Raw genomic sequence first — 26,440 nt, 5'->3', positions numbered from 1 at the left:
CGGTTTCAGGATTTCAGCAATGAAGAGTATCCACTCCTACCTACCGCCTGATCCACACGGTTCCGATCCGGAATATTGCGGCCCGGGCCCGAAGCCTGTCAGAAAACTGCGTGGCTGCCTGTCATGGCTTGAAAATGCGTTCATTTACCTTGGCGCCATCTGCATTCTCATTATGGGTGTGCTGATTACCGCCAGTGTGCTGTTACGCACTTTTGGTAACTCCGGGGTTACCGATGAGGTCACTATCATCGGTGAATTGATGATAGGTGCACTGATCCTGCCGTTAGCTTATGTGGGCGCTGATCGGGGGTTCATTGCTGTCGAGATTTTCACCCAGAAACTGGGGCCGCGATTTCAGCAGGTTCTCAATCTATTGACGGCCATCGTTGGCCTGTTGGCGGTTATGCCTATTACCTATGCGGCCTATATGACGATGGTGGATGCCTATACCTCAGGTGGCTATTTCTTTGGCATGTTACAGCTACCCAAATGGCCCGGTGCCACGGCGTTTTTTGCCGGTTATTTTCTGTTTTTTCTTCGCCTGGTCGACCTGACCGTAACGGATCTCCTGTGCTCATTGGGGGTGATCAAACCCCGGCCAGACCTGCCTTCCGAGGAGTTGTAATTCATGGAACCCACTGTAATCGGTGCCTATGGATTTGTTGTCGCCCTGGTGCTGATGTTTCTGCGAGTGCCCATTGCCTTTGTTCTGGTCAGCGTTGCGTCGGTCTGCTCGTTGATTACCTACGCCTGGCGCCCAGGCCGTGATTTCGATTTTGAGCGAGGTATACGTCCTGCGTTATCGTTGATCGAGACCAACGCCTTTGATTTCATTCATTCCTATTCCCTGAGCATGATCCCGTTATTTATTGCAGCGGGACACATTGCCTATCACACCCGAATCACCACAGACATTTATGCGGCTGTCCGGGTCTGGCTGGCCCGGATGCCGGGTGGTCTGGCGATCGCGTCGCTGTTCGGTTGTGGTGGTTTCTCGGCCATTACCGGCTCAAGTCTGGCCTGTGCATCTTCCATGGGTCGAATCTGCGTACCGGAGATGCTCCGGTTTGGCTACGGCAAACAACTGGCAACTTCAACTGTGGCGATGGGTGGCACGCTCGGGTCGCTGATTCCGCCCAGCGTACTGTTTATTCTCTACGGTATGTTCACCGAGCAGTCGGTAAACAAGCTGTTTATGGCGGGTGTTTTGCCGGGTGTTCTGACGATGGTGGGGTTCATTCTGGTGGTCGTGATCTGGTCGCTGTGGAAACCCAGCGATGCACCCATACCGGACGAGTTGCGGTATACCCTCAGGGACAAGTTCAAGGCTGGGCTCAAGGGTTGGCCAGCCCTGGCGCTGATGACGATTATCATTGGCGGCATCTACGGCGGAATTTTCACGGCCACGGAAGCGGCTGCTATCAGTCTTGCCTTTGTGATCGGGTTTGGCGTCATATCCCGTCGCCTGAAATGGGCAGACTTTCTCAGTTCTCTGAAAGAAACTGCCTACCAGACGGCGTCCCTGTTTTTCATTGCCATCGGGGCAAAGATCTTCGTGTCGTTCGTCTCCCTTACCGGGGTGACCGGGGCCTTTGTCGCTTTCGTCGCAGGTCTCGGGCTGGAAACCTGGATGGTACTGTTCTTTATCGTCCTGCTGTACGTTGGACTGGGCATGTTCCTGGACTCCATCGGCACCATGTTGCTGACCTTGCCATTTGTAATTCCGGTCGTGGAAGGCATGGGTATGGATCTGATCTGGTTTGGTGTGGTGGTTGTGAAGCTGCTTGAAATCGGTCTGGTGACCCCGCCCCTTGGCATGAATGTGTTTGTTATAAACAGCGTGGTGACAAAGGAAATAAAGGTCCACACCATCTTCTTCGGCGTGATGAGATTTCTGGTCGCGGACTTTGTGGTATTGGGCCTCATCGTGGCTTTCCCGATTATTTCCCTGTTAATTCCCAATGCCATGTCGTGATGTTCGATAACGCGACATCGAATGAATAAATTCAACTGGAGAAGGTATACATGTCAGTAGCAGGTGCCAGGGACAAAACACCGGAAATATCGGCGATGGCCTGGTTAGAAAAGGCAGCGGATTGCTGGCCAGAAAATCCCTCTGTTTCCTGGCAAGGAAGAACTTACTGCTGGCGGGAGACTTTCGCGCGCTGCAAGGCCATGGCGGGCGCTCTGGAGCAACAGGGTATTGGTTATGAAGATCGGGTAGCCTACCTGGGCTATAACACCCACTGGGGCTTTGAATTGTTTTTCTCGGTGCCCTGGCTGGCTGCGATTATTGTACCGGTGAACTTCCGCCTCTCCGTCAGGGAAATGATCGAGTGTATGGAAGACTCGGAGCCGCGCATCCTTGTGGTGGACGAGCATCATATCGAGCAGGCCCGGGCCATCCAGCAGGTGTGCCCCTGGCTGGAGATGATTATTTACGCCGGGTCGGGTGATGTGCCGGAAGGCATGATGGCCTATGACAGTCTGCTGCAGCAGGCGGCCGTGCCTGAAGCCGTTCCTGGGGGTAATGACGATACCCTCATTCTGTTTTACACAGGGGGGACCACCGGTCGCTCAAAGGGCGTGATGCTGTCCCATATCAACCAGTTTGCCAACGCCATGGGCGGTATCTCCCTGTATCAGTTGCAGGAAGGGGAGACCCATTTGCTGGCAGGCCCCATGTTTCATACCGCAGCCGGTTCCCGGGTCTACACTGCTACGCTGATGGGTATTCATACGGTGATCCTGTCCCGGTTTGATGTGGTTTCGGTGATGGAACTGGTGCACCGATACCGCATCAATACCACCCAGATTGTGCCGACCATGTTGCAGATGCTCCTGGACCACCCCCGTTTCCCGGAATTTGATCTCTCCAGCCTACGCCTCATTACCTACGGCGGCGCACCCATGCCCGTGGCCCTGATGGAGCGGGCCCTGCGAGTGTTGCCGGGTACCCGCTTTGGCCAGTCTTATGGCATGACGGAAGCGTCCCCTGTGGTATCAGTGCTGAACAGCGAAGATCATTCTCTGGCACCAGAGCGACGGGCAAGGCTGGTCTCCGCCGGTCGCGCTGCCCCGCACGTTAATATTCGGGTGGTCGGGCCTGACAGAAAACGCCTGGCCAGTGGTCAGGTTGGGGAAATCGCCGCTCGTGGTGCCAATATAATGAAAGGATACTGGCGGGCTCCGGAGCTAACCCAGGCGGTATTAAGTGATGGCTGGTATTACACCGGTGACAGCGGCTATCTGGATGACGACGGCTACCTGTTTCTGGTGGGCCGCATGAAGGACATGATTGTCAGCGGGGGTGAGAATGTCTACCCCATAGAAATCGAAAATATACTGTCACGCCATCCGGATATAAAAGAATGTGCCGTGATCGGTGTGCCGCATCCGAAATGGGGCGAGGCGGTCCATGCTGTGATCCGGGTGTCCGAGGATTCCGTTGTGTCGGAGCAGGAGATTATTGATTATTGCCGGGAGCGGATTGCCCACTATAAATGCCCGACGGCCGTCACATTTATGGACCAGCCCTTGCCGGTGTCGACAGTCAATAAAATCCTGAAAACAGAGCTTAAAAAAATGATTACCGGGGAGATTAACTGATGTCGGAAAACATTCGTTTTAACTTCCCCGCGCCAGTTATCGACGAAAGCGTTGAGCGCTTGCGTATGGAGGTCCGTGCGTTTTTGCAGGATGAGATTCGCAAGGGCGGTTTCCGGCCTGTGACCGATTGTTGGTGCTCGGGTATTGATCCGGCGTTCAGCCGTAAACTCGGGCAGAGAGGCTGGCTGGGCGTGACCTGGCCGAAGCAATACGGTGGCCGTGAACTGAGCGCGCTGCACCGCTACGCGATTACCGAAGAGCTGCTGGTGGCTGGCGCGCCGGTGCACGCCCACTGGATTGCGGATCGTCAAAGTGGTCCTTTGATCCTGGCAACCGGAACGGAGGACATGAAGCGCACCCTGTTACCCCGAATTGCGGCGGGGGAGTGTTTTGTCGCACTGGGTCTGAGCGAGCCGGAATCCGGTTCGGACCTGGCGTCAGTGCGCACCCGGGCTCACAAGGTTGAGGGTGGATGGGAGATTACCGGTACCAAACTCTGGTCATCCGGCGCCCAGATCTGCCAATACATGACTGTGCTGACCCGCACCAGCGAGCGCAATGACAACAAGCGTCACGAAGGCCTTACCCAGTTTCTGGTACCGCTGGATTTGCCGGGTGTCAGCGTGCGTGGTATCCGGGATATGAGCGGGGTCGAGCACTTCAATGAAAGCCACTTTGAGAAGGTGTTTGTGCCGGAGGATGCGGTACTGGGTGCCGTCGGTGAAGGCTGGCAGCAGATTACCAGTGAGCTGGCCCTGGAGCGTTCCGGCCCGGAGCGGCTGCTCAGTACCTTCGTGGTTCTGGAGAAAGCCTTCGTGCAGGGAGCCGCAACCATGAGCGGGCATCAGACAGCAGTGATGGGGGGCATGATTGCCCGAATCCGCGCGTTACGCGCTATGTCTCTCGGCATCGCAGCGTTGCTGGAACAGGGTCATTACCCGGAAGTCGAGGCCTCGCTGGTGAAAGATCTTGGCACCCGGTTTGAACAGGACATTATCGAACGCCTGCGCGAATTCTGGCCTATTCAGCTCAAGCAGAGCTTTGGTGATGAGCTGCATTACCTGCTCTCCGACAGCCTGTTGCGGCAGCCTTCCTTTACCTTGCGCGGGGGCACCAATGAAGTGCTCAAAGGTATTATCGCCCGGGGCATGGGGCTGCGCTGATCAAATATGGGGTTTGAAATGGAACAGACGGATCAACTGATTCTGGACACGTCGCAACGGCTGTTTGTGGATCATTGTGGAGCGGACGTGGTTAACACGGCCGAAAACGGTGTCGCGCCCACCAGGCTGCATACGGCCATTCTTGAGGCAGGACTTCCCCTGGCGTGGGTGCCGGAAGCCGCCGGAGGAGTCGGTGGTTCCCTGGCGCTGGGCTTCAATCTTATTCGCCAGTCGGCCAGCTTTGCCCTGGCCGCACCCTTGGCAGAGACGTTGGTGGCGAACCGGGTGCTGGCAGAAAGCGGGCTCGAGCTTGGGGATTCCTGGTCGGTGTTGGTCTTTGACGGTGGCAGCCTGCCGACGTTATACGATGGTAAGGTCAATGGGGTAGTCGAGAACGCTCCGATGCACACTGGCGTTGTGCGTTTGGTGGTGCCTGTCTCTGATCAGGGGACCATGAGAATGGCCACCTTTACTGCAGACAATGTATCCATCGATTATCGTGAAAGTCTTGCCGGGGAATCGAGAGCACGGGTTCAGTTAAATGAGGCTTGCCCGCTGGAATTATCGCCAGCGATAGCGGACATCACCGAGCAAGGATTAATGCAGTTCTGTGCCCTGGTGCGGGCGTGCCAGATTGCAGGCGCGATGGAGAGAATGACCGAGCTGACGGTTGCTTATGTGAAGGAGCGGCAGCAGTTTGGTCGCGCACTGGGTAAGTTTCAGGCCATTCAGCACAAGGTGGCAGATATCGCAGGGGAAAGTGCGTTGGCGAATGCTGCGGTCGAGCAAGCGGTACGGGAGTTGTCGGCACACGGGCAGCCTTTCAGTAGCAACGGCGACACGCTTCTCTCTGTGGCGACGGCCAAAGTGGTGGCCTCGGAAGCGGCCGGCACGGTAGCGCGATTGGCGCACCAGTGCCACGGCGCCATGGGGTTCAGTTTCGAATACCCGCTGCAACAATACAGCCGGCGGATCTGGAGCTGGCGCGAAGAGTATGGCTCGGAATTCTATTGGTCAGAACGCATCGGCCTGGCCGTCGCCAATGAGTTAAAGGGCAGCCCCACAGGCCAGAGCGAGAGTCAGGTCTGGGACATTGTTTCCCGCTAACAAACAAGGACAACAGATGAAATCGTTTGATGATGTTGCTGTGCAGTGGTTTGAGCATGTAGCGGTGGTGGAAATTCGTCGCCCGCCTCTTAACTTTTTTGATGTGTCGTTAATCGAGCATATCGCCGAAACGTTCGAAGCACTTGAGCAGGACGATCAGTGCCGGGCCATTGTGCTGGCGGCCCAGGGCAAGGCGTTTTGTGCTGGCGCAGATTTTTCCTCCAATGGCAGTGATCTGTTCAAGCCGGACGCAGCCAATAACGCGATCACTCTTTATAAGGCAGCGGCTCGTCTGTATGCCTGTAAGAAACCGATTGTGGGTGCCATTCACGGGGCCGCTATTGGTGGTGGTCTCGGGCTCTCCCTGGTACCGGATTTTCGGGTAGTTTGCCCGGAAGCACGTTTTGCGGCCAATTTTGTGCAGCTCGGTATTCACCCTGGGTTCGGTATCAGCCTGGTATTGCCAAGGTTGATTGGCCAGCAGCGGGCCAATCTGATGCTGTTAACCGGACGCCGGATCAAGGGTGAAGAGGCCTATGAGTATGGCCTGGCAGATAAATTGGTGCCTTCAGACCAGGTGCGGGATGAAGCCATTGGTCTGGCGACTGAAATCGCCCAATGCGCGCCGTTTGCGGTTGAGTCCACCCGCGCCACACTCCGGCAAGGGCTGGTGGACGAGCTGAAACAGCGGCTGGAACACGAGTTTGCCGAACAGGCATGGCTGGCGAAAACGGCTGATCATAAAGAAGGTATGGCAGCGGTTACCGAACGACGTCCCGGGAAATTCAATCGCAGTTGATCACCGCGATTGCTGTCGCCCTCCTGTGTGTACCGCACCCAGAATTGCAGGTGCGGTGCAAATGGCCGTTTTGGCTCAGATCCTTCTGAGGACCTGATTAATCACTTCGTGATTTTCTGCCGTGCAACTTCATATTCATCACGCAATTGCGCCACGGCTTTCGACACCGGTACCATCTCAGTAATGCCACCCACGCCCTGGCCAGCACCCCAGATATCTTTCCACGCCTTCGGTTTGCTGCCCCCGGCGGAGCCGAATTTCATTTTGCTCTTGTCAGAAACCGGCAGGTCTTCTGGGTCCAGGCCGACCTTCTCGATACTGCCGCGCAGGTAGTTGCCGTGAACGCCGGTAAACAGATTGGTATAGATGATATCGGACGCTGAAGAGGCCAGGATCATGTCTTTATAGGCCTGCTCGGCATTGGCTTCTTCGGTGGCGATAAAGCGGGTTCCCATATAAGCCATATCGGCGCCCATTACTGTCGCGGCGAGGACCTGATGACCTTTGGTGATAGAGCCGCCGAGGATAACCGGGCCATCGAAAAAGCTGCGTATTTCCGCCAGCAGGGCAAAGGGGCTAAGCGTGCCGGCATGGCCGCCAGCGCCAGCAGTGACCAGAATCAGGCCATCCACGCCCATGCTCAATGCCTTCTTCGCGTGGCGAATATTGGTCACATCATGGAAGACCAGGCCGCCATAACTGTGGGCAGCTTCCACGATCTTCGGGTTGGCCTGCAGGCTGGTGATAATAATAGGCACCTTGTGGTCCACGCACACCTGCATATCGTGTTCCAGCCGGTCATTGGTGGCGTGGGCAATCTGGTTGACCGCGTAGGGTGCAACCCTGGCGTCCGGATTCTCGGCCCTGTAGGTGGCCAGCGCCTGTTCGATCTCCGTTAGCCATTCATCCAGTTTTTCCGCTGGCCGCGCATTGAGCGCCGGGAAAGAACCAATAACCCCGGCCTTGCACTGTTCGATAACCATTTTCGGGTTGGAGATGATGAACATCGGCGAGCACAGCACCGGAAGGCTCAGTTGGTCTTTGATGTTATCTGGAAGGCTCATGGCAGTTTGCTCCTGTTAAAAGGCTATATAAGACTGGACGTTACAGCACCAGATAGAGTGTCACATACATAATGGCCAGCACGCTGGCACTGAACCACCCGTTCCACTGGATACCGAAACGTAGGGGTGAAATACCGGAAAAACCGGCGATAAAACGTAACGACGCCGTAAACGGGGAAGCGCCCGCAAAAATCGCCCATGTTATGGCAATTACCGAAGCTTGAGCCTGGGGGGCAATGTTGAGGTCGGGCAGTTGCTGCAATGCCCCCAGAATCAGCGTCACCGTTATAATCGCGTTAATACCGATGAATGCAAAGGCCAGCATGACCAGGGAAATACCGACCATCAGGGTGGCATTGCTGATGTTAGCCTGGGCCAGGAATTCGCTGGCGGCGACCGGGTCGATAAGCGGAATCAGAATCACGCCGATAAAGCCGGAAGAGGCGAACAACACCACTTCATTACGCTGGTTAATGAACGTTTCGGGAAAGGATCTCTTCATACGCCTGAGTAGCAGGCCTCTTTTTATCCGGGTCGGTCTGCCCTTGTATTGCACCCAAATCCAGGTCAGGCCGATGACGGGCGCGCAGATCAGTAACGCTGAAAATAGCGGCAGCCCGGTAAGCTGTGAAACCATGAAGGCGAGGCTGGGTATCAGTGCCACCAACCCCACCAGGGGAATAAGATAGCTCAGATTACCACCGTTGACGTACTGCACTCTGGGTCGTTTGTAGGCAAGGCGATCCAATATCGCCCCCCAAAGAATGAACAACAGCGTCCAGAGCAGGCCGAGCGGAGCGTATTGCTCCCAGGTCAGATCAGGTATGCCGGACAACACCAGCAACATGGTAACGGAAGTCGGTGCCCAAAGCGGTACACCACAAAATCCCCGAATGGTGGCGGTTAACATGCGCTTGCGGCGGATGCCGCCAATCCGCTGGGATTCGGGGTCGGAGGCAGGCCGAATGGCCCGGCGTACCATCGTACCTAGAACATTCAGCGCTCCAATATTCAGCATCACACCGAACAAATGCGAGCCGAACGCCATCAACAGGTAACGACGCCCCGGCGGCTGGTTTACCAGCACCGTTCCGCAGCGACTTACCAACTGCGACGTTTTGGCGGATTCGCGAAGGACCGCCAGAGAGGTCAGGAATAAGGTGAAGAACGCCGAGCGGTCAATCGCCTCCGCCAGGACCGCAGCAGATACCGCTCCCCTGATCCAGAGTACGAACCCGAGCACGGGCGCCAGAATGGCAAAAATCCGATAGGTAAGGCTGATACCCGGCCATTGCAGGAACGCGAACAGCACGAGGGCGCCACCGGCCAGTGGACTGAAAACCAGCCAGTCGCTGAACTCCCGTGCCAGAGCACAGAAACAGGCGGTTAGCAGACAAAATGTCGAAAGGGTACGGGCCACTAAGCGGCCCCTACTGGCTCTTGAACATCACCGTGTCAGACAACGGCTCCCGAGTAGTCTGGGTGCGGTTGGCTGGCACATCGGGATCTTCGTAGCCAAAGCTGATGCCCAGCAGGATCCCCGTCTGCTCGTCGAGACTGAAGGCTTCCCGCACCAGATCAGGATAAGCGCGCATGCTGCCCATGGCGCAAGAGCTCACGCCAAAGGCGTTCATCGCCAGTATCAGGGTCTGGGCATAAATACCCACATCAAGAGCGATGGTCGAGCCGAACCTGCGATCCATGCCCAGGAAGAGGATGTGGGGCGCATCGAAGAACTCGAAATTACGACGCACAGCCCGGAGGCGTCCGGCCTTGTCGTCCCGGGCAATGCCCATTTCGTTATACAGGGCGACGGCGCAATCCACCTGGCGTTTACGGTATTCACCTTCAAATTTGGACACGTAACCAAAATCCGGAGTTCCCGGTACGCCGTCTTCCTGGCGTTGCAGGAACTGCTCCCGCAACCGGTCTTTCAACTCGCCGGAGGCCACGTAGCAGGTCCAGGGTTGGGTGTTGCAGTTGGACGGCGAGGTTCTGGCGAGCTCAAAAATCGAGGTCAGGACATCGTCACTCACCGGCTCGGGAAGAAAGCCCCTTACTGAGCGGCGAGTCGTGATGGCGTCGACCAGTGTCATTGTTGGCGTAGTCATGGAATTCCCGAAATTATCAGATGGATTGTTGAGACTGACACGGTAACAAGATAAAGGTCAGTGGAGAAAAGCATATTTTCTATAAAAGCCATGCCGTTTTGGAATGGCTTTTTGAGCGCTTACTGACAGCGGTCGGATAAGCTCAGTTTTAGCCCAGCGGCTCTTTGGTTTTGAGTTCTGTGTTGATCCTGCTGGCGGTCTTCTGGAGCTCTTCCAGCAGGTAGTCCAGCACCCCTGGCTCTGCTGCTTTGCTCGGAGGCATGGTCAGGTTAATTGCCGCAATCGCCTTGTGATGCCGATTCCGGATGGGCACGGAAATGCCGCACATGCCTTCCTCCAGCTCCCGGTCCACGATGGACCAGCCTTTTGCACCGTCGGCCAATATTATCCGTTTTAAGTCTTCCTTGTCGGTAATGGTAAACCGTGTATAGCGGATGATTTCCTGAGTATTCAGGTAGTGGTCAAGGTCTTCAGGCGGCAGATCGGCCAGCTGAATGCGCCCCAGGGAGACCACATGCGCTGGTAAGGTGCTACCTACGTTCAACGTGCTCTTGAGCAGTTTCCGGGTCGGAACCCGCATCACGTAGTAAATATCATAACCCTGCAGCACTGCGATCGAGCAGGATTCCTGAACCTTTTGTACCAGTTCTTCCATATGCCCCTGAGCGAACGACCATATCTCCATGGATGAGAGGTAGGAAAAGCCCAGGTCCAGAATTTTTGGAGTGAGCCAGAAGTGCTTGCCATCGGAGTTGGCATACCCCAGCGCAGCCAAGGTGTGGAGTAGTCTGCGGGCGCTTGCGCGGGAGATTTCCGAGCGTCTCGCCACCTCTGACAGAGTCAGTCGTGACGCGCCCTCACCGAAGGCCCGAATCACGTCCAGCCCGCGGGCAAAGGACGTCACTACGGCGTTGTCGTCGTTCTGAAGGCTGTTAGTCATTTTTTCTATACCTGAAAAGATCCTTTGACATTGCTCAAAAATTGCTCTTATCTTGAGCGTGTTCTCAGAAAGAACATAACGTGCGCACAGCGAACAATAAAGCATCATGGTCCTGCGTGCAATCCAGCTATTCGGAGACATATACATGCCTAACAACAATAGATCCCGACTGATTTCTGCAGCATCTGGTTGTGCACTACTCGCCGGCCTGGCCGTTTCATCCGGTGCCGCTGCCCGTGACCTTACCTTTGCGAGCTATCTGCCGCCCCAGCATCCCACCAGTGAGGGCATTACAACCTTTATCGATGAGGCCCGTGAGCGATCCGACGGTAGCATTGATTTCAAATTTTTCCCTTCCGGGGCCGCTGCATCCGGTAAAGGCATGCTGTCCGCTGTTACCGACGGAATGATCGACGGTGGCTTTCTGGTCACCGTTTATTTCCCGACATCGGTGCCCGCCAATACCACCATCAGCGACCTGTCATTCTGGAATCAGGACTCCCTGGTGGCTACGGCCGCATCAGTGGACACCATCCTGAATGACTGTCCCCAGTGTCTGAAAGAGTACGAAAGCAACAACGTGCGATTCCTCGCCAGTTACGCCACGCCACCTTATCAGGCGATGTGTAAGGACGAGTTTGCCTCCGGATTTGAACCTGAAGGCAAAAGAATGCGTGTAGCCGGTGAGGAAATCGGCAAATGGGTATCCGGTATCGGCGGTGTGCCGGTGAATATACCCAATAGTGAATCCTATGAGGCCATGGAGCGTAGCCAGCTGGATTGTGTCATCGGTGCGACCAGCTGGCTCAAGTCCCTGTCCCTGATCGAAGTGGCAAACAGTGTGGTTGAATTGCCCATGGGCGCGTTTCTCGGTGGCTCCCTGTTGAACATCCGTGAATCTGTCTGGCAGGAAATGAGCGACAAGGAACAACAGGCCCTGGTGGACGCCGCGTCTATTGGTCTGGCCCGTACCATTTACGCCTACCAGGATGAAGAGAACGAAGTTAAGGAACTGGCCAAAGAAGAAGGCGTTAACTTTGTTGAAGTATCCGATGCGATGAAGCAGCAACGTGAAGAGTTCATGCAGTCCCAACTGGCACGGGCGGCAGAGACGGCCACAGGACGCGGAGTTGAGAACGCGGAGCAGATTGTCGAGAATTTCAAGAAGAACCTGGAAAAGTGGGAAGAGCTGCTGGCAGGCAAATCACTGTCCGAGGCGGAATACGCAGAGCTTTTGAAGACGGAAATCTACGACAAGGCGTTTTAATGTCGAAAGAATGCCGGCTCTAGTGGCTGGCATTGCTACTTTTCAGGGTGGTTTTTGGATGAATGAAAGCGTAACGCAGTTCAAACCCTTTAGCGGGGTGCGTGTATTGGACATGAGTCAGGGCCTGGCCGGGCCTTACGCGGCCCAGATGCTGGTGATGATGGGGGCAGAGGTGCTGAAGGTAGAGCCACCTCAGGGCGATTGGGGCAGGGTGATGGGCGTTGCCCGCGAAGGGCATAGCTCGCTCAGTGTGTCGGCAAACTGGGGCAAACGGGCTATCTGTCTCGATGCCAGAAAACCTGAAGGAAAAGCCATCCTCAAACAGTTGGTGCGTGGTGCCGACGTCGTACTTGAGAGCTTTCGTCCCGGCGTGCTGGCCAAAATGGATATGAGCTATCCCGCTTTAGAGTCGGTGCGCCCGGGCATCATTCTTGGCTCTATTTCGGGTTTTGGCAGCACGGGGCCCCACGCCAAACGGCCCGGCTCGGACAGTATCCTGCAAGGTTCTACTGGCATGGCGGTGATGAATGAGACCGATGATGGCGTCCCGAAGCGGGTGGGTATGCTGGCGGTGGATATGATCGCCGGGCTATACGCGGGCTTTGCCTTGTCTGCGGCGATTCATGAACAGAAAGCCACAGGCCTGGGCCGTCATCTGGACTTGTCCCTTCTGGGTTCCGCCGCTGCCTTCCAGGCTATGCCACTGATTGAGTCCCACTTGCAGGGAGGTGTCAGGAATAAACACGTCACGGTACCTTCAGGAAATTTTGCCACCAGCGACGGGATGATTTCCGTGGTGTGCCTGCGAAACGAAATGTTTGTGGCGCTGGCTCAGGCGGTTGAGCGTCCAGAGTGGGCCGCTGACCCTCGCTTTGCCGATAATGAATCCCGCCAGATCCATGCCGAGGAAGTTCACAGAATGTTGGCAGAGGTGTTTGTCCAGCGTACCCGCGCTGACTGGATTGAGCGCCTTAACAAGGCGGGTGTGCTTTGCGGTCCCCTGAACAGTTATCAGGAATTACAGCAGGACCCACAGGTGCGCTTTCTTGACCTGATGCCGATGGTCGCCCACGGAGCCTTCGGGAGTATCCCATTGCCCCGATTCCCCGGAGCCGATCTTCAGGCTGAAGACCTCAGCACGGCACCTGGTCTGGGCCAACATACCTGTGAATTACTGCGGGAAGCGGGTTACAGCCAAAATGAAATTGACACCTTTCTGATGTCGGACGTTTGTATCCAGGCCCGATAGTTCGATGAATAGTTCAGTGGATAGTTCGGTAAATAGTTCAGTGAGTTAAACAGAAGGCGGAAGATGAAAGGTGGGTTCAACGATGCGTGCAGTAATCTGTGAAAAGTTTTCGTCCTACAAAGATCTCAGGCTGGCGGAGGTTGCCGCTCCTGAAATGAAACCGGGGTGCGTGCGGATTGCCGTTCACTTCGCCAGTGTCAGCTATGCCATATCGTTAATGGTTGCAGGCAAGTATCAACGCAAGATGAACTTGCCGTTCATTCCCGGCACCGAGGTTTCCGGATACGTTCTGGAATGTGGCGAGGGCGTTTCGGAGTTTCAGCCCGGCGATCCTGTGGCCGCGATAATAGATGCTGGCGCCTACGGCGAGGAAGTGGTGGTTGATCCGGCAACGGTCTATCGAGTTCCCGCGGGCTTTCCGTTAGTAAAGGCGGTCTCGATCCCGCTCTCTTTTGGTACCGCCGCGACGGCGTTAGGCCGGGGAGGTGTGGGGCCAGGCAAGACGGTACTGGTGACCGGGGCTGGCGGGGCGCTTGGGTTGGCGGCGGTGCAGGTGGCGCAACTCAAGGGAGCGACGGTCATTGCAGCTGCGGGTTCCGAATCGAAACTTGAGGCGGCCCTGGCCGCCGGGGCGACCCATGCAATCGATTACTCGGCGGGCAATCTGATCGACAGCGTCAAGTCCCTCACCGGTGGCAAGGGAGCAGACCTTGTGTTCGACCCGGTGGGTGGCGAACTGTTTGAACGACTAATCCGCTGCACCGCTATCGAGGGCAGCATGCTCTCCCTGGGTTTTGCCAGCGGCGATATCCCGTCTGTTCCGGTCAATCTGTTGTTGGTGAAGAACATCAGCCTCTTCGGAGTGAACTTCTCGGAGTATGTGGGGTGGGGCAAGCAGGATCGCAGGCATGAGTTTGCCCTCCAGATCAAGGAAATGATGGCCTGGCTATTCAAAGAGGCAGATAACAACAATCTCGCGATCAGGCAGCCGGAAGTGTATGCGCTGTACGATTTCGAGGCAGCGCTTGACTGCGTAATTGGTCGTCGATCGATCGGAAAAGTCGTTATAACAACAAGATAAGAGGTGTGTCGTGGGCAGGTATCTAAAGAAATTCAGCGATGGGACGGCACTGGTGGTAGGGGTGCTTATCGTCCTCATGATGTTGCACGTAACCGCAGAGGTATTATTGCGGGTGGGGTTCGGCATGCACATTCCTGGCACGATGGAAGTCGTTACTTATTACTATATGGTCGCGGCGGTCTTTATGGGCATCTTTGCCTGCACCACTGAAGATGGCCATATCCGGGTGGATGTATTGGCGCAGTTTCTGAAGGGCAGGGTGCGCCTTGCTGTCGAACTGATTGGCCTGGTGGTGATGGCTGTCTATTTTGCTATTTTTGCCTACGGTCTCTATCTGCAGGCCGTGAAGAGCTGGACCCGCAGTGAAACCGTCGATGCGATTTTTCTGGAACTGCCAGTGTGGCCCTCACGATGGATTGCCGTCGCGGGTGTCATTCTTTCTGTGCTTTCGGTCTTGTACCTGTTCCGCTTTGTGTGGGGTAACCGACCTGGTGGGCCTCGGGAGGCAGGGCAATGAGTAATATACAGATTGGCCTGACGTGTATTGGTCTGCTGCTGGTCCTGCTCTCTCTGCGAATCCCTATCGGAGTGTCGCTGGGGATGACGGCCTTTACCGGTATTTTCGCCCTGCGGGGTATGGATGCGGCCTTTTCACTTATGGGGTCCACGACCTTTCAGTTCATCGCGCACTGGTCCTTGACGGCCATCCCGATGTTTATCCTGATGGGCGCTATTGCCTTTCACACGGGGCTCACCCGGACTCTGTTCGATGCGGGCAAAGCGTGGCTGAGTTTCTTACCTGGCGGATTGGCCATTGCCACGAACGTGTCCAGTGCCGGTTTCGCTGCCGCCAGTGGTTCTAGTGTGGCGATGGCAGGGGCAATGTCGAGGCTCGCCGTGCCGGAAATGCTCAGAGCAAAGTATGATCCGGGGCTGGCAACCGGTGTCGTGGCGGCTTCGGGTACACTCGGCGCGTTTATTCCGCCCAGCATACCGTTTGTGCTGTATGCCGTGTTCATGGAAGCGTCGGTGGGTCAGTTGTTAATGGCAGGTATTATTCCCGGGCTGTTAACGATGGTGGCATACTCGCTGTTAATCATTGTGCGGGTAAAGATAAATCCTGGGCTGGCCCCGGTTAGCAGTGATAGCTTTACCCGCTCCGAGAAATGGATGCTGCTGCTGAAGTCATGGCCGCTGCCAGTTATTGTGGCGGGTGTGATTGGCGGGTTGTATACCGGAACCGTGACCGCAACCGAAGCGGGCGCCTTCGGAGCCTTTATCGCCATTGTGGCAGCCGTTGTGCAAAGAAGCTTCAGTTGGGACGCGCTCAGGCAGGCGGTCTCAGAGACCGTAAAAAGCACCGCCTCAATTTTTCTGATTGCTATCGGTGCCGTGTTATTCAGTCGAATGCTGACCCTGAGCCAGATTCCCATGAATATCGGTCTCTGGGTTGATGACTATGCTGTAGCGCTATGGATCTTTCTCCTGATCGTTACTGTTTTTTATATTATTCTCGGGATGTTCCTCGACCCTATCGGCCTGATGCTGGTGACTCTGCCGGTTCTGGCACCGTTTGTTATCGCTTTTGATATCGATGTGATCTGGTTTGGCGTGCTGGTGGTCAAGTTTATTGAAATTGGACTCCTGACGCCGCCGATCGGACTTAACCTCTTTGTGGTGAGCGCCGGCGTGGGAGATGCTGTTCCGTTCGGCACCATTGTCCGGGGTACGTTGTGGTTCCTGGCAGCAGAGGCGGTGGTGCTGGCGTTGCTGATGTTTTTCCCGCAGATTTCCCTGTTCCTGCCCTCGCTGATGTATTAGTGCCTGGAGACCTTGAGGTCTCCAGGGCGGGCGTGTTCACCCCTTCAGCCCCTGACCACGAGCCAGTTCTTCGGTATTGACCAGCGCCCTTACCTGTTCGTCGGTCATCGGGCTTTCGTCGAGCAGTTTTGCCAGCGCATCCGTTGATTCTCTGATGACCGATAAAGGGTCGGGTGGCAGTAGCTTATGGCGCACAACCAGCCACGCCAGCGCCTGTCGCCGCTTGTCTCCCGGTAACCGCGAAGCTTCCCATGCCATCAGAATGGCCGAGGTGATGTGATACAGGCCGCTGGCGATCCGTCTGGCCTCCTGCTCGCAGGCGGAGTCCTGTGCCAGCGCTTCCGCACTCTCCACCGCCTTGTTAAGCAAGGCCTGCAAAAGTCGACTTTCATGGGGCTCCAGCGCCGACTCCTGCAGTCGCTGATTCAGATACTCAGCAAGCACGGCTAACGTTTTCTCACGCCGGATCGACCGAAACACATCCAGAGCAACAATATTGCTGGTGCCTTCCCATATGGAGCCAAGATGCGCATCGCGAAGTACTCGGGCGTCTGACCACTCTTCGATGTAGCCGCAGCCACCGCGTACTTCCATCCCATCCCCGGCCACCTTGCGTGCATCCCGGGTGGTGCGGAATTTAATCATGGGTGTCAGGATGCGTAATAACTTGGCGGCCTGGTTATCACCGGCATCGGCGCGCCGCAGGCAATCGGCCGTATGGAAGACCAGCGTGCGTCCCTGCTCGGCGGTGACCATCATTTTGCTGAGCTGACGCTGCATAAGGGGCAGTTCGATGAGTTGGCTACCGAAAGCATGACGATGGCGGGCAATAAAGAGCGCTTCGTTGACTGAGCGCCGCATTAATCCCGCCGAACGCACGCCGTTCGAGAGTCGCGACATGTTGATCATGTCCGTCATCTGTTTGAAGCCCTGGCCAGGCTCTCCTACGACATAAGCTTCGGCACCTTCGAGAAGGATTTCACCACTGGCCATTGAGCGCGTACCCAACTTGTCCTTCAGGCGTACGATGCGATAGTGGTTGAGTTCACCGCTCTCCAGATACCGGGGCAGAAGAAACAGTGTGAGGCCACGGGTACCGCCTTCGCCCTGTTCGGGGCGCGCCAGCACCATCGCCAGAGCAGCATCAGGGTTGGAGCAGAACCACTTGTCGCCGTAGAGGCGCCACGTGCCGTCCACTAATCTGGCTTCAGTCGTAATGGCACCTACATCAGAGCCAGCATCCTGCTCAGTCATGAACATGGCGCCCTGATAAGCCTCGTCCATATTCTGAGAAGTCAGAGCTTCAAGGTAGCGACTAACCAGAGCCTCGTCACCGAACTTGCGAAGGGTGCGGGTCAGTGCATCCGTCATACTGAGCGGGCAGCACAGACCAAATTCCGCCTGCACGAACAGGTAGGTCAGAGCGTACTTGACCACCGGGGGCATGGGCTCCGGCCAGTCAAGCACCCCGCCACGATGGGACATCGCCGCCAGACCAAACTGGCCATAGGCATAAGCTTCCAGGCGCAGATAGGCAGGATGCTTGTGGACTTTCTGAACCTCGGCACCGTTTCTGCTGCGCAAGGCAAGTTCAGGTGGGTTCTTGTCAGCAGCAAGGGCCAGCGTTTCGAGCTCACCACCCGCTAGCGCCCCCATCTCGGTAAAGTGAGTTTCCAGATGGTGACGTAACGTCGCTGGCAAATAGATGCTCAGAAGTTGGGAGAGGCTCGGGTCGCTGTGGTAGGTGTTCTGTCCCCGGGCATCGGGAATATTGCGGTATATCGTTTCTTCCTTCATTGCGGTCTACCTCCTGGACTTATTATAGGCTTTAGCCTCACATTAGGCGGGTAAATGGCCGGTTTCCAATACTGTTTTAGGATCCATTGATACAGTTTACTGTATGGTTAAAAAAGTAGATGAGCAGGAGATAACGGTTATGGCGCTGACATTTCGCCAGTTGCGATACTTTGTGGTGCTCTCGGAGGAGTTGCACTTTGGCCGGGCAGCGCAACGTCTGCATATTTCTCAACCGCCTCTGAGCGCGAGCCTTCGCCTCCTGGAAGATGAGCTGGGAGTCAAGCTACTGTTGCGCAATAGCAAACGCGTTGTTCTCACGCCTGCAGGGGAGGCGTTCCAGCGCCAGGCACGCCGGATCCTTGAACAGTTGGAAGAGTCACAGAATCTGGTGCAGCGAATTGCCTCCACTGCAACAGGCCTGGTGCGCTTCGGGTTTACGCCAGCCATGCTCTTTCGCGGCTTGCCAGAACTGTTCAGGCTTCTGCAATCCCGCTACCCGGGTATTGAAATACAACTGATAGAACGCAATTCGGCCGATCAGGTTGAGGCTGTAATGCAAGAGCAGCTCGACATAGGTTTCATCCACTCTATGCCGTTACCCGAGGGTATCGATTCGGTAACTTTGACGGATGAGCCCTTTGTCTGTTGCTTACCTGCACATCACCAATTGGCAGCCCGGCGTAGTCTCGCAGTGAGGGAGCTTGCCAGTGAGCCGGTTATCCTGTTTGGGCGCGACCTGGCTCCTCATTACTACGACAGGATTATCAGCCTGTTTCATCATGTCGACGTCGAACCACAGATTTGTCATGAGGTATCCCACTGGCTGACTATTCTCGCGCTGGTCGCAAATGGTATGGGCATTGCCCTGGTGCCCCAGTCGCTCGCCAAATCCGGATTTTCCAACGTAAGCTTTGTGCCGCTTACCGACGCCACCACTCGTCATCAGTCGCACTGCATCTGGCTCCGCGATACCGATTCACATCAGGAAATTCGTAACTTGCTACTGGACTGCCTGAAAGAACAGCATCGAGAGCGAAATGGGGCTTTTGACCAGGATGGTGCTCGCGAATAATTCCATGCCACTGTTGGTGAGCCAGGTTTTCAGAGGCCCAGGCGTAAGCTATATAAAAATAGCATTTCTTTTATAGAATTGTTGTTTATTCGATTATAGAAAATACGTTGACTGGCTGAGATAGCAGGTTTAGTTTGAAGGCGCTATCGGTTCAGCCGGTGGCAGTTTGTTCGTCATGACAGGCTAAAGCTCTGTCGTGAGCTATTCTTAAGTAGCTACTTACAACAACAATTATTCGGAGAGTCCCTATGACATCCCAAACACCAAGATTAATGCGCCCTCTGGCCAGCTCCGTATGCGCTGCTGCAATGTTGCTGAGCATCAGTGCACCCGCCGCGGCAGAAGCCGAGCTGCCTGATACGATGACATGGTCTGCCTACGATGTTGGGTCCGCAGGCTACGCCGAAGCCTCCGCCATTGCCGATGCCTTCGGCAAGGCGCATGGCACCCGAGTCCGTATCCAGCCCTCCGGTTCTTCCATTGGTCGGCTGCAGCCCCTGATCAGCGGTCGGGCGGACTACGCCTTCCTCGCCACAGAAACTTTTTTTGCTGCTGAAGGTATTCATGACTTTGCCACCCGTCGCTGGGGCCCCCAGGATCTCCGGGCCGTCGCGGGGCGTCCGTCTGCGTTTGGTATCTTCACAGCAGAGGACGCGAATATTGAATCACTGGATGATCTGGCGGGTGTCCGCTTTGCCTACGTTGCCGGTAATCCCTCCGTCAACGTGAAATGCGATGCCTTTCTGGCGTTTGCCGGCCTGACCAGGGATGACGTGGACGCCATCATGTTCCCGACTTATGGCAATGCGATGAGCTCGCTGGCCCGCGGCGAGGCGGATGCCTCCTGCACCACCACAACGCCAAGCCACGTCTATGAACTGGCCGAGTCGCCCCGTGGCATTCGCTGGCTGGAAGTGCCGAAGGACGACGAGGAGGGCTGGAAACGAATCCGCGAAGTGGCGCCTTTCTTCCAGCCTTATATGGAAACCGTCGGTGCGGGCATCAGTGAAGAAAATCCGGTAAACGTTCTTGCCTATCGCTATCCGGTGCTGACGGTTCGTGCCGACATGGACGAGGAAGCGGTCTACAACTACATCAAGGTGCTGGATGAGACCTTCGATATGTACAAGGATGCCACGGCGGTTATGCATCGCTGGAACCTGGAGGAAGCTGGTGTTCCTGCCATTGATGTGCCCTTCCACGCGGGGGCCATCCGTTACCTGAAAGAGAAGGGTATCTGGACCGAGGAGCATCAGGCCTGGAACGATGCACGTACTGAGCGCCTGAACGCGTTGCTGGAAGCATGGCCGAGCGCGGTGGCAGAGGGCGAAGGTAAGACCGATGACGAGTTTGCCGAGATCTGGGAGAAGCACCGCACCGAGGCACTCAGTTCGCTCTAACCGTTTCTCAATGGTTTGAAGAGGGTGGTGCAATTGATGCACCACTTTTCTTCGTCTTTTTCGGAGTATGGCATGACTTCTTCTCCGGGCACCCCTGCCCAGAATTCTCAATCCGTTCCCGGCGAAACCAGCGGCGGTCGTCTGCAAGGCGCCGGTTATTGGGGCGTTCTTGTATTAGGCAGCCTGGGTTTGTTGATGGCCATCAATCAGACCTTCAACTTGGAGATTCTTGGCTTTAAACCGCTGGGAAACTCCTATCTGTATTATCTGATCGGTATTTTTCTGGCCGCGGCCTTCCTGTGCTTTCCTGCCTGGTCCGGCGCAAAACACAAGGTTCCCTGGTATGACTGGGTACTGGGGCTATTAGCCCTCATTTCCTGCGGGTACCTGGGATATTACGGGTTGATCATGATTCAGATGGGCTGGGAGTTTGAAGCCCCTGTTGAAGCGACCATATTGTCAGCAGTGCTGTTAGTGATGATCCTGGAGGGTGTTCGCAGGTGCGGAGGCTGGCCGTTGCTGTTCGTTGCCCTGTTTTTCGGCACCTATCCGCTTTACGCCGGGAGTATGCCGGGATTTCTCTGGGGCAACGAATACACCCTGCCGGAGATTATTCGCGCCCACGTTATTGGTGTGGAAAGTGTTATTGGCATACCGATGCAGGTGGTGGCGCAACTGGTGATTGGCTTCGTCGTCTTCGGCGCTGCCCTGACCATCACCGGTGGCGGTGAATTTTTTATGAAATTTGCCACCGCTTTGATGGGCAGGAGTCGCGGTGGCCCGGCCAAGGTGTCAGTTCTATCCAGCGGAATTCTAGGCAGCCTGTCCGGTAGTGTGATTTCCAACATCCTCACCACCGGACCTATAACTATTCCTACCATGAAGAAGACCGGTTACCCGGCCCATTATGCGGCGGCAATTGAGGCTTGCGCCTCCACCGGCGGCACGCTAATGCCCCCGGTTATGGGTGCGGTCGCATTTATTATGGCGTCTTTCCTGGGGGTCGCCTATGCCGAAATCATGATCGCGGCGTTTCTTCCCGCGCTGCTGTTTTACCTGGCATTGCTTTTCCAGGTCGACAATTATGCTGCTAAACGAGGTCTGAAGGGCCTGCCGGAAGATGAAATTCCCAGCCTGAAGGAAACCCTGAAAGAAGGTTGGCCCTACTTGTTTGCACTGGCGATGCTGATCTACATGCTGTTGGTGATGCGGCTTGAAGCCTACGCCCCCTATTACGCTTCCCTGGTGCTGTTGGGTGTTTCCCTGTTCAAACGCAAGTATCGAATGAGTTTTGCCCGGGCCAAACTGTTTATCCGGGACCTGACGACAAATGTCGCCAACCTGGTGGCTATTCTGGCAGGCATTGGTCTGGTGGTTGGAGGGCTATCCTACACCGGTGTAGCCGGAGCGTTCTCCCGTGAATTGTTACTTTATGCCGATGGCAGCATCCCCCTGATGCTGGCGGCCGGTGCCGTGACCAGCTTTATTCTGGGCATGGGGATGACCGTCAGTGCCTGCTATATCTTTCTGTCTATCCTGCTGGCACCTGCTTTGGTGAATGCAGGGCTTAACCCGCTGGCAAGTCACCTGTTCATTCTGTACTGGGGCATGTTGTCCTATATTACGCCGCCTGTTTCACTGGCCGCGATAACGGCTGCTGGTGTTGCTGGTGCTAATGCGACCAAGACGGGCCTTTACTCCATGCGCCTGGGTGGCATTCTCTTCATTCTGCCGTTCCTGTTTGTACTTAACCCCTCCCTTATCTTGCAAGGGGATATCTCCCGGATCCTGATGTCGACTGTGACGGCCGTCACCGCGATCTGGCTGATTGCTTCGGCAATGGAAGGCTACCTTTACCGGATAGGCATTATTGCGTGGCCGTTGAGGGTAATGGCATTGGTTGCAGGTGGCCTGATGATCTATCCGAATTTAGTCAGTGAGGCCCTGGGGTTGGGCGTCATAGCGTTGATGTATGTAGGAAAGGGATTCCTGAATCGTGGCGCCATGCCGGCGCTCCATCGCTAAACCCGGTTTCTGTTAAGAGGTGATTTATTGTGATTGATAAACGGGTTGCATCGTTCAAAGAGGCTGTGGCGGATATTCCCGATGGTGCGGTTGTAATGATCGGCGGCTTTGGCAGTTCAGGAATACCGCTAAAACTGATTGAAGCGCTGCGTCAGCATGGCGCAAAGAGGCTCACCATTATCTCGAACAATGCTGGCGTAGCCGAAGAGGGTATCGCGTCGCTGCTGAGAGACGGGCTGGTAAGCAAGATTGTGTGCTCTTTCCCTCGCTCAGCCGGTTCTGTGTGGTTCGAGAAACGCTTCGAAGAGGGTTCCGTAGAGCTGGAGCTGGTGCCCCAGGGTACTCTGAGTGAGCGTATCCGGATTGCCGGGGCCGGCATTGGCGGCTTCCTGACTCCCACTGGCTATGGCACCAGGCTGGCCGAAGGTAAGGAAACCAGGGTGATCGATGGTAAGGGGTATGTGCTCGAGCTTCCCCTGCCTGCGGATTACGCTCTGGTACGGGCGGAGTGTGGGGACCCATGGGGCAATCTGACTTACAACACCGCGGGACGGAATTTTAACCCCATGATGGCCAGTGCGGCTCGTGTAACCATTGTGGAAGTCACTTCAGTGGTGAAGGTGGGTGACCTGGACCCCGAGCGCGTGGTGACACCGGGTATTTTCGTCGACCGGGTAGTAGCAGAGGAGATGCATCATGTTGAGGCTTAATCCCGAACAAATGGCCGAACGTGTGGCTCAGGATATTCCCGACGGTGCCTATGTGAACCTTGGTATTGGGATGCCGACCAAGGTTTCAAACTACGTGTCTGACGACAAACAGGTGATTTATCACAGTGAGAACGGCATCCTCGCGGTCGGCCCGGCGCCTGCACCGGGCGAAGAAAACCCGAACCTGATTAATGCCGGAAAGCAGTACGTCACCCTGCTTCCGGGCGGGTGTTATTTTGATAACGCCGAGTCGTTCGCGATCATGCGCGGTGGTCATTTGGACATCGCGGTGCTCGGAGCCTTTCAGGTATCTGCCAAGGGTGATCTGGCGAACTGGGCGACCGATAACGACAAGTTTCCTCCCGCGGTTGGCGGTGCCATGGACCTGGCCGTGGGTGCCCGCAAACTTTTCGTATTGATGCGTCACACCACACGGGAGGAAGAGCCTAAGATTCTCGATGAGTGTACCTATCCGCTGACCGGGACCGGTGTGGTGCGACGAATTTTTACTGACCTCGCGGTTATTGACGTCACCCCGGACGGGCTCCGGGTGGTTGAGTTGTTTGGCGATAACTCGTTTGAGGAAGTCCAGGCGTTAACCGGCGCCCGGTTGCTGCCACCAGTCTGAGCGAAAGACTAGTCACACGATCAAACAGATAGCGCGGGGCGATAAGGAATGTCGGTAGTATGAAATCTTTGTTGCGCCCGGACAGCATGCCCCGGACCCGTTCCACCCTGGCTTATCTTGCCCTCGTTGCCGGAATTGCCACCTTTGTGCCGGGTAATACGGTGGCTGCCACCGTGTTTGCGTGCGTAGCGATTGTGCTGGGTTGGGGCAACCTGCGGGTAGTGGGCAAGGTGTTATTTTCGCTGATCATCGTGCTGACTGTTGCCGCCCTGGCATTCGAGCCGTCGGCCTTGCCCAAAGCGGCAGCCAACATGGCGCGTATTGGTGCTTTGATCATCACCGTTATGCTGTTATCCGCCGTGATGGGTCAGTCCAATGATCTGAAAATTATTTCCCGTAGCCTGTTCGCTGGCAACTCCCTCGCCCGTTACCTGGGCATGACATTTGGTACTGCATTACTATCGATACCCCTGAACTTCGGGGCGGTAGGCGTGGTCGCCACCATGATTGGATTGCAGGTCAAAGAGCAGGGTGACAGCGCGTTGGCGCGTAATGCCGCCAGAGCGGTGGTGCGCGGTTTCGGGGGCTCTCCCATGACCTCGCCCTTGTCGATCGCTATCGTGATGACCGTGACTTTCCTGCCGGGGCTGTCGAGCTGGAAACTGATCGCAGTGGGTTTGCCAGTATCTGTCCTCTATCTGCTGTCGGGTGTCTTGGCGAGAGAACAGGAACCGGCCCGAGAGGAAGTGGCAGTACTGCCAGATGATCACGCATCCGCGGTTTTCCCCTGGCTTCGGTTCGTCGCTGTCATCGCTTTGATTTGCTTTGGCGCCTTTACCCTGAGCTCCCGGGCGGGGTTGTTATACTCCCAGGCGGTCACGCTTAGTTGTCTGTCGGCAGTGATTCTGGGCCTGGCCTATCGTCGGCTTATGGATGGCGTTGTGGCCCTGCCTTCACTGGCGCCCATGAACAATGAACTGGTCATTATGGGGGGCTCTTCCTTTCTGGGAGGCATCATCGGGGTCTTTGCGCTGAACTGGTTGGGGATGGATTTCAGCTTGCCGGTGTGGGCCTATCCCCTGGTGGCGATTGCAGTGCCCTGGCTGTTTTTTGCTGGTGGCACCGTGGGCGTGAACCCGATTATTTCCGGAACGCTGGCCGGTAGCATTCTCGGGCCGATCTGGCCTGAGTATGGCTTGCTGGGCCTGGGGCTGGGCATGATCACCGGCTGGGGTATCACCATTGCGGGTACTCCCTACTCGGCGAATGCTCTACTGTTGGAGCGTTGCACGGGGTATGACGCCCGTGAGGCTTCGTATGGGTGGAGCCTGAGATACTCATTACTCGCGCTGACTCTTTGTAGCCTGCTGTGTGCCGTGCTCACTCTACCGTTCTGACCCTGCCGTTCTGATTCGGACCGGCAGAGTCAGAGACTCGGGCGTGATCGTTAGCCGTGACCGGCGACCCGATGAGGCACATAGGCCGATTCCAGAGCGACTTTTTCTTCGTCCGAAAGTGTTAGTTCCAGTGCCGCGATAGCCTCGTCGATGTGCCCCGGTTTACTTGCGCCAATAATCGGGGCAGTAACCGCAGGATTGGATATAACCCAGGCCAGGGCGATCTGAGCCATGGCAATCCCTCGGTCCGTGGCGACCTTGCGCAGGGCTTCGATTACCGGTTGATCGATATCACTGCCGAGACGCCACTTGCGGGTATTCTCATCGGTTTTTGCCCGCGTACTTTCGCCGCCCTCGCCCTGCACTGTCTTGCCAGCGAGGATACCCCGCGCCAGTGGGCTCCAGGGTATAACACCGACGCCCTGATCGGTGCATAGTGGGAGCATCTCACGCTCCTCTTCCCGATAAACGAGGTTGTACATCGGCTGCATGGTCGCGAAGCGGGTCCAGCCATGCATTTGTGCAGTGTGTTGGGCTTTGGAAAACTGCCAGGCGAACATGGACGAGGCACCGATATAGCGGGCTTTTCCGGCCTTTACCACATCGTGCAGGGCTTCCATGGTCTCTTCGATGGGGGTGTGATAGTCCCAGCGGTGAATCTGGTAAAGGTCGACGTGATCGGTACCGAGTCTCGCCAGGGAAGCGTCGATAGCATGCATGATGTGCTTTCTCGACAGGCCCCGGTTGTTCGGACCCTCTCCCATGGGATTAAACACTTTGGTGGCGATGACCACATCCTCGCGGGGTGCGTAATCCAGCAACGCCTTGCCCACAACACGTTCCGATTCCCCCAGCGAGTACATATCAGCGGTATCAAAAAAATTAATGCCGGCATCCAGTGCCTGCTTGATAAACGGTCGGCTGGCCTGCTCATCCAGCACCCACTCCCGCCATTTTGGCGAGCCGTAAGTCATAGTGCCGAGACACAGGGCGGAGACGTTCATGCCGGTAGTTCCAAGGCGGCGATAGTTCATGGTTGTGCTCCTCTAATAACGGGTTCAGACAAGAGTAAACGAAACAGTCACCGGTCGTGACAGACCCATATTCACTTTGTCTTAACAGGGTCTTAATAAATGGCGAATTGTGCGTTCCTGAATCGGTGCTAGGTTTAAATGGGACAATAACAATACCGAGGATAGC

23 protein-coding genes are annotated in these 26,440 nt (G+C 55.9%); 17 read left to right on the top strand and 6 right to left on the bottom strand.

Annotated features, from left to right (window positions below; all coding sequences use genetic code 11):
- Positions 1-19 precede the first annotated feature (19 nt).
- Genes WEB64_RS05700 through WEB64_RS05675 form a run of 6 tightly spaced genes read left to right on the top strand, consistent with a single transcriptional unit; the run spans position 20 to position 6,678 of the window.
- Complete coding sequence (locus tag WEB64_RS05700; RefSeq protein WP_368059941.1) at positions 20-625, top strand: TRAP transporter small permease; 606 nt, start codon at positions 20-22, stop codon at positions 623-625.
- A gap of 3 nt (positions 626-628) precedes the next feature.
- Positions 629-1,975 carry a TRAP transporter large permease gene (locus WEB64_RS05695; RefSeq protein ID WP_368059943.1) on the top strand — a complete coding sequence of 449 codons (1,347 nt, stop codon included), beginning with the start codon at positions 629-631 and terminating at the stop codon, positions 1,973-1,975.
- A 50-nt stretch (positions 1,976-2,025) separates the two neighbouring features.
- Entirely contained in the window at positions 2,026-3,609 is a 1,584-nt protein-coding gene (locus tag WEB64_RS05690) for a class I adenylate-forming enzyme family protein (protein WP_368059945.1), read from the top strand.
- Positions 3,609-4,772, top strand: coding sequence for an acyl-CoA dehydrogenase family protein (locus WEB64_RS05685; protein WP_368059947.1), 1,164 nt, complete (start codon positions 3,609-3,611; stop codon positions 4,770-4,772). The genes WEB64_RS05690 and WEB64_RS05685 overlap by 1 nt, the downstream gene beginning before the upstream one ends.
- Positions 4,773-4,790: 18 nt before the next feature.
- Positions 4,791-5,879 (top strand): acyl-CoA dehydrogenase family protein, encoded by a 1,089-nt coding sequence (locus WEB64_RS05680; RefSeq protein ID WP_368059949.1) that lies wholly within the window; start codon positions 4,791-4,793, stop codon positions 5,877-5,879.
- Positions 5,880-5,895: 16 nt separating this feature from the next.
- The gene (locus WEB64_RS05675) at positions 5,896-6,678 is read left to right on the top strand and encodes an enoyl-CoA hydratase/isomerase family protein (RefSeq protein WP_368059951.1); all 783 of its coding nucleotides are present in this window, start codon (positions 5,896-5,898) and stop codon (positions 6,676-6,678) included.
- Positions 6,679-6,779: 101 nt separating this feature from the next.
- On the opposite strand, the gene WEB64_RS05670 is transcribed toward WEB64_RS05675, so the two are convergent.
- From WEB64_RS05670 to WEB64_RS05655, 4 genes are all read right to left on the bottom strand, one after another.
- Positions 6,780-7,742 (bottom strand): NAD(P)H-dependent flavin oxidoreductase, encoded by a 963-nt coding sequence (locus WEB64_RS05670; protein WP_368059953.1) that lies wholly within the window; start codon positions 7,740-7,742, stop codon positions 6,780-6,782.
- Between the two features lie 40 nt (positions 7,743-7,782).
- Complete coding sequence (locus WEB64_RS05665; RefSeq protein WP_368059955.1) at positions 7,783-9,162, bottom strand: hypothetical protein; 1,380 nt, start codon at positions 9,160-9,162, stop codon at positions 7,783-7,785.
- Positions 9,163-9,172: 10 nt separating this feature from the next.
- On the bottom strand, positions 9,173-9,853 hold the full coding sequence (locus tag WEB64_RS05660; protein WP_368059957.1) for a nitroreductase: 681 nt from the start codon (positions 9,851-9,853) through the stop codon (positions 9,173-9,175).
- A gap of 148 nt (positions 9,854-10,001) precedes the next feature.
- Positions 10,002-10,793: an IclR family transcriptional regulator C-terminal domain-containing protein gene (locus WEB64_RS05655; protein ID WP_368059959.1), complete on the bottom strand. Its 792-nt coding sequence runs from the start codon at positions 10,791-10,793 to the stop codon at positions 10,002-10,004.
- Positions 10,794-10,938: 145 nt separating this feature from the next.
- Here WEB64_RS05655 and WEB64_RS05650 point away from each other — a divergent pair, with 145 nt between their 5' ends.
- From WEB64_RS05650 to WEB64_RS05630, 5 genes are all read left to right on the top strand, one after another.
- A complete protein-coding gene (locus tag WEB64_RS05650; RefSeq protein WP_368059961.1) occupies positions 10,939-12,060 on the top strand; it encodes a C4-dicarboxylate TRAP transporter substrate-binding protein in 1,122 nt (373 codons plus the stop codon).
- A gap of 58 nt (positions 12,061-12,118) precedes the next feature.
- Positions 12,119-13,309: a CaiB/BaiF CoA transferase family protein gene (locus tag WEB64_RS05645; protein WP_368059963.1), complete on the top strand. Its 1,191-nt coding sequence runs from the start codon at positions 12,119-12,121 to the stop codon at positions 13,307-13,309.
- 82 nt (positions 13,310-13,391) lie between these two features.
- The gene (locus WEB64_RS05640; protein WP_368059965.1) at positions 13,392-14,390 is read left to right on the top strand and encodes an NADPH:quinone oxidoreductase family protein; all 999 of its coding nucleotides are present in this window, start codon (positions 13,392-13,394) and stop codon (positions 14,388-14,390) included.
- Positions 14,391-14,400: 10 nt separating this feature from the next.
- The gene (locus WEB64_RS05635) at positions 14,401-14,907 is read left to right on the top strand and encodes a TRAP transporter small permease (RefSeq protein ID WP_368059967.1); all 507 of its coding nucleotides are present in this window, start codon (positions 14,401-14,403) and stop codon (positions 14,905-14,907) included.
- Positions 14,904-16,211, top strand: a complete 1,308-nt coding sequence (locus tag WEB64_RS05630; protein WP_368059969.1) for a TRAP transporter large permease — start codon at positions 14,904-14,906, stop codon at positions 16,209-16,211. The genes WEB64_RS05635 and WEB64_RS05630 overlap by 4 nt, the downstream gene beginning before the upstream one ends.
- Before the next feature lie 36 nt (positions 16,212-16,247).
- Here the strand turns inward: WEB64_RS05630 and WEB64_RS05625 are convergent, their stop codons facing one another.
- Entirely contained in the window at positions 16,248-18,008 is a 1,761-nt protein-coding gene (locus WEB64_RS05625; protein ID WP_368059971.1) for an acyl-CoA dehydrogenase family protein, read from the bottom strand.
- Positions 18,009-18,147: 139 nt separating this feature from the next.
- On the opposite strand from WEB64_RS05625, the gene WEB64_RS05620 reads away from it, so the two are divergent.
- The 6 genes from WEB64_RS05620 to WEB64_RS05595 all read left to right on the top strand — a co-directional run bounded on the left by WEB64_RS05620 (position 18,148) and on the right by WEB64_RS05595 (position 25,240).
- Positions 18,148-19,080 (top strand): LysR family transcriptional regulator, encoded by a 933-nt coding sequence (locus WEB64_RS05620; protein WP_368059973.1) that lies wholly within the window; start codon positions 18,148-18,150, stop codon positions 19,078-19,080.
- Positions 19,081-19,328: 248 nt separating this feature from the next.
- A complete protein-coding gene (locus WEB64_RS05615; protein ID WP_368059975.1) occupies positions 19,329-20,480 on the top strand; it encodes a TAXI family TRAP transporter solute-binding subunit in 1,152 nt (383 codons plus the stop codon).
- 72 nt (positions 20,481-20,552) lie between these two features.
- Positions 20,553-22,505 carry a TRAP transporter permease gene (locus tag WEB64_RS05610; RefSeq protein WP_368059977.1) on the top strand — a complete coding sequence of 651 codons (1,953 nt, stop codon included), beginning with the start codon at positions 20,553-20,555 and terminating at the stop codon, positions 22,503-22,505.
- A 29-nt stretch (positions 22,506-22,534) separates the two neighbouring features.
- Entirely contained in the window at positions 22,535-23,215 is a 681-nt protein-coding gene (locus tag WEB64_RS05605; protein ID WP_368059979.1) for a 3-oxoacid CoA-transferase subunit A, read from the top strand.
- A complete protein-coding gene (locus WEB64_RS05600) occupies positions 23,202-23,843 on the top strand; it encodes a 3-oxoacid CoA-transferase subunit B (protein WP_368059981.1) in 642 nt (213 codons plus the stop codon). The genes WEB64_RS05605 and WEB64_RS05600 overlap by 14 nt, the downstream gene beginning before the upstream one ends.
- 59 nt (positions 23,844-23,902) lie before the next feature.
- Complete coding sequence (locus WEB64_RS05595; protein ID WP_368059983.1) at positions 23,903-25,240, top strand: hypothetical protein; 1,338 nt, start codon at positions 23,903-23,905, stop codon at positions 25,238-25,240.
- Positions 25,241-25,290: 50 nt separating this feature from the next.
- Here the strand turns inward: WEB64_RS05595 and WEB64_RS05590 are convergent, their stop codons facing one another.
- Entirely contained in the window at positions 25,291-26,274 is a 984-nt protein-coding gene (locus WEB64_RS05590) for an aldo/keto reductase (protein WP_368059985.1), read from the bottom strand.
- Positions 26,275-26,440 lie beyond the last annotated feature (166 nt).

It is taken from the genome of Marinobacter sp., from assembly GCF_040882185.1.
Taxonomy (GTDB): domain Bacteria; phylum Pseudomonadota; class Gammaproteobacteria; order Pseudomonadales; family Oleiphilaceae; genus Marinobacter.
Note: the sequence above shows the minus strand (reverse complement) of the source record. Positions and strands in the feature narration are given on the sequence as shown.

Excerpts from the sequence above, each read along its gene's own strand:
- WEB64_RS05700 (WP_368059941.1), top strand. The coding sequence starts at position 20 with ATGAAGAGTATCCACTCCTACCTACCGCCTGATCCACACGGTTCCGAT.
- WEB64_RS05590 (WP_368059985.1), bottom strand. The coding sequence starts at position 26,274 with ATGAACTATCGCCGCCTTGGAACTACCGGCATGAACGTCTCCGCCCTG.
- WEB64_RS05690 (WP_368059945.1), top strand. The coding sequence starts at position 2,026 with ATGTCAGTAGCAGGTGCCAGGGACAAAACACCGGAAATATCGGCGATG.
- WEB64_RS05670 (WP_368059953.1), bottom strand. The coding sequence starts at position 7,742 with ATGAGCCTTCCAGATAACATCAAAGACCAACTGAGCCTTCCGGTGCTG.
- WEB64_RS05595 (WP_368059983.1), top strand. The coding sequence starts at position 23,903 with ATGAAATCTTTGTTGCGCCCGGACAGCATGCCCCGGACCCGTTCCACC.
- WEB64_RS05630 (WP_368059969.1), top strand. The coding sequence starts at position 14,904 with ATGAGTAATATACAGATTGGCCTGACGTGTATTGGTCTGCTGCTGGTC.
- WEB64_RS05660 (WP_368059957.1), bottom strand. The coding sequence starts at position 9,853 with ATGACTACGCCAACAATGACACTGGTCGACGCCATCACGACTCGCCGC.
- WEB64_RS05625 (WP_368059971.1), bottom strand. The coding sequence starts at position 18,008 with ATGAAGGAAGAAACGATATACCGCAATATTCCCGATGCCCGGGGACAG.
- WEB64_RS05655 (WP_368059959.1), bottom strand. The coding sequence starts at position 10,793 with ATGACTAACAGCCTTCAGAACGACGACAACGCCGTAGTGACGTCCTTT.
- WEB64_RS05695 (WP_368059943.1), top strand. The coding sequence starts at position 629 with ATGGAACCCACTGTAATCGGTGCCTATGGATTTGTTGTCGCCCTGGTG.
- WEB64_RS05675 (WP_368059951.1), top strand. The coding sequence starts at position 5,896 with ATGAAATCGTTTGATGATGTTGCTGTGCAGTGGTTTGAGCATGTAGCG.
- WEB64_RS05610 (WP_368059977.1), top strand. The coding sequence starts at position 20,553 with ATGACTTCTTCTCCGGGCACCCCTGCCCAGAATTCTCAATCCGTTCCC.
- WEB64_RS05680 (WP_368059949.1), top strand. The coding sequence starts at position 4,791 with ATGGAACAGACGGATCAACTGATTCTGGACACGTCGCAACGGCTGTTT.
- WEB64_RS05640 (WP_368059965.1), top strand. The coding sequence starts at position 13,392 with ATGCGTGCAGTAATCTGTGAAAAGTTTTCGTCCTACAAAGATCTCAGG.
- WEB64_RS05600 (WP_368059981.1), top strand. The coding sequence starts at position 23,202 with ATGTTGAGGCTTAATCCCGAACAAATGGCCGAACGTGTGGCTCAGGAT.
- WEB64_RS05650 (WP_368059961.1), top strand. The coding sequence starts at position 10,939 with ATGCCTAACAACAATAGATCCCGACTGATTTCTGCAGCATCTGGTTGT.
- WEB64_RS05685 (WP_368059947.1), top strand. The coding sequence starts at position 3,609 with ATGTCGGAAAACATTCGTTTTAACTTCCCCGCGCCAGTTATCGACGAA.
- WEB64_RS05620 (WP_368059973.1), top strand. The coding sequence starts at position 18,148 with ATGGCGCTGACATTTCGCCAGTTGCGATACTTTGTGGTGCTCTCGGAG.
- WEB64_RS05645 (WP_368059963.1), top strand. The coding sequence starts at position 12,119 with ATGAATGAAAGCGTAACGCAGTTCAAACCCTTTAGCGGGGTGCGTGTA.
- WEB64_RS05615 (WP_368059975.1), top strand. The coding sequence starts at position 19,329 with ATGACATCCCAAACACCAAGATTAATGCGCCCTCTGGCCAGCTCCGTA.